Annotated in this window: 2 protein-coding genes; one reads left to right on the forward strand and one right to left on the reverse strand. The window is 66.0% G+C overall.

All coding sequences use genetic code 11. The annotated features are described in order from the left end of the window. Positions 1-520: 520 nt before the first annotated feature. Entirely contained in the window at positions 521-1,036 is a 516-nt protein-coding gene (locus JZ791_RS43910) for an Lrp/AsnC family transcriptional regulator (protein WP_216903879.1), read from the reverse strand. A gap of 138 nt (positions 1,037-1,174) precedes the next feature. Between JZ791_RS43910 and hppD the strand changes: the two genes are divergently transcribed. After that, positions 1,175-2,365 (forward strand): 4-hydroxyphenylpyruvate dioxygenase, encoded by a 1,191-nt coding sequence (hppD, locus tag JZ791_RS43915; RefSeq protein ID WP_216903881.1) that lies wholly within the window; start codon positions 1,175-1,177, stop codon positions 2,363-2,365. The last annotated feature ends 174 nt before the right edge of the window (positions 2,366-2,539 follow it).

Raw genomic sequence — 2,539 nt, forward strand, 5'->3', positions numbered from 1 at the left:
GCCCGCCCCCACCCTGTATCCACTGGATCGAGCCGCGGAAGCCGTTGCATCCCTGGATAATCGAACCGCGACCGGCAAGGTCGTGGTCACCGTCCGCTAGCGCCGCCATCATCCCGGCTCGCTTGTCCCTCGCCGGAATGACGAACGGAACCACCGGCGGTCGAGACAGCGGCAAGCTGCCGGGTACGTCCAAAATCGGATTGGCCGCCAACCGCTGGCACGCATGCACGACGTTCAACGGCTCTTACCTGCGCGCTGAAGGCGCGGAGAGGCGGAATGCGAGACAGCGGCAAGCTGCCGGGTACGCCCACAATCGGTTCGGCCGTCAACCGCCGCCACGCATGCACGACGTTCAACGGCTCTTACCCGCGCGCTGAAGGCGCGGAGAGGCGGAATGCGAGACAGCGGCAAGCTGCCGGGTACGCCCACAATCGGATCGGCCGCCAACCGCAAGCACGCATGCACAACAGTCAACGGCTCTCAGCTGTGCGCTGAGTCGCGGAGAGGCGGAAAGGCGAGGCTAGGGGTGCCGGTACGCCGGGGCCTTGCTGGTGCCCGCCGGGGTGAGAGTGCGCAGCAGCGGCAGGGTGCGGGGCGCCACGACCGTGGACAGCACGATCACGCTGTGCGAGCGCACCACCGCCGCGCTCCGGTCGATGCTCAGCAGCACCGATTGCAGTCCGTGGTGGGAGTCGGCGCCGATGCGGCACAGCACATCCTGCGAGCCGGTGGTGGCGTAGGCCTCCAGCACGCCGGGTATCGCCTCGAGATCTCCCGCGACCGCGTCCAGCGCGCCCTGGGCGATCTCCAGGGTGACGAAGGCCTGCACGTCGAAACCGGCGGCAGTGACGTCGACGTGCGGGTCGTAGGAGGCGATGACCCCCGACTCCTCCATCCGGGCGATGCGGGACTGGACGGTCGCCCGGGCGACACGGGTGCGCCGCGACAGTTCGAGAATGCCCGCCTTCTGGTATTCATGCATGGCGGTCAGGATGGCCAGGTCCAACTCGTCCAGCCTGGTCTCGGTGCGGCTCATGGGTCGGTCTCCACTTCGATCCGTTGTTCTAGACAAATTGTCCAGCATTCCTGGGATTTTAGTGGTGTATTTCACCATCATGTCCATCGAATTTCGGTGATATTGCTCAGTGTCGGCGTCTGGCGATTACCTAGGTGCATGACTACCGAATATCGGATCGACACCGTCGTGGCAGAGCCGTCGGATACACAGTTGGTCGGTCTGATCGACCACGATCCCGCGCGCGACCCGTTCCCCGTGCTCGGCTGGGACGCGCTGGTGTGGGTGGTCGGCAACGCCACCCAGTTCTCCCATTATCTCCAGTCCGCGTTCGGCATGCGGCTGGAGGCGTACTGCGGGCCCGAGACAGGGGTCCGCGATCACAAGGGTTTCGTCCTGCGCAGCGGCAGTGCGCGTTTCGTGGTGACCGGCGCGGTGGACCCGGCCAGTTCACTGGTGGCGCATCATGATCGGCACGGCGACGGCATCATCGATATCTCGCTCGAGGTCCCCGACGTGGACCGCTGCGTCGAGTGGGCGCGCGAGCAGGGCGCGACCGTTCTGGTCGAACCCCATGACGACACGGACGAATTCGGCGTCGTCCGCTCGGCGACCCTGGCCGCCTACGGCGAGACCCGGCACACGCTGGTCGACCGCTCCCGCTACGAGGGCCCCTACCTGCCGGGCTACGTGGCCCGCACGTCCACCTTCGCGCCCCGTCAGGGTGCGCCGCGCCGCCTGTTCCAGGCGGTCGATCATGTGGTGGGCAATGTGGAGCTCGGCCGAATGGACGAGTGGGTCGAGTTCTACCGCCGTGTCATGGGTTTCCAGAACATGGCCGAGTTCGTGGGCGACGACATCGCCACCACCTACTCCGCGCTGATGAGCAAGGTCGTGGCAAACGGCAATCACCGGGTGAAGTTCCCGCTGAACGAACCGGCAGTGGGCCGCAAGCGTTCTCAGATCGACGAATACCTTGAGTTCTATCGCGGTCCGGGCGTCCAGCACGTCGCGCTGGCCACCGGAGACATCCTGACGACGGTCGACGTGCTGCGCCGTGAGGGCGTGGAATTCCTCGACACCCCCGATGCCTACTACGAGGATCCGGAACTGCGCGCCCGCATAGGCCACGTCCGCGCCCCGATCGAGGAGTTGCAATCCCGCGGCATCCTGGTCGATCGAGACGAGGACGGCTACCTCCTGCAGATCTTCTGCCGCCCCCTCACCGACCGCCCCACAGTCTTCTTCGAAATCATCGAACGCCACGGCTCCCTCGGCTTCGGCAAGGGCAACTTCAAGGCCCTGTTCGAGGCCATCGAGCGCGAACAGGACGCCAGAGGAAACCTGTAGGGCATGTAGGGCGCGAGCGATCTCCCGCCAACGCAACCACCGACGCGCCCAGCGGCGAATCGTCTCTGTACGCCGGGACCCCTAGGCGGAGGCAATAACAATGAGGTTTTCGGCGCGGCGCGTCGGTCGGGTACCGCTGCGTAGGCGACGAAGGAGCAAGCAGCGGTGCCCGAC

Source organism: Nocardia alni, assembly GCF_019038435.1.
Taxonomy (GTDB): Bacteria; Actinomycetota; Actinomycetes; order Mycobacteriales; family Mycobacteriaceae; genus Nocardia; species Nocardia alni.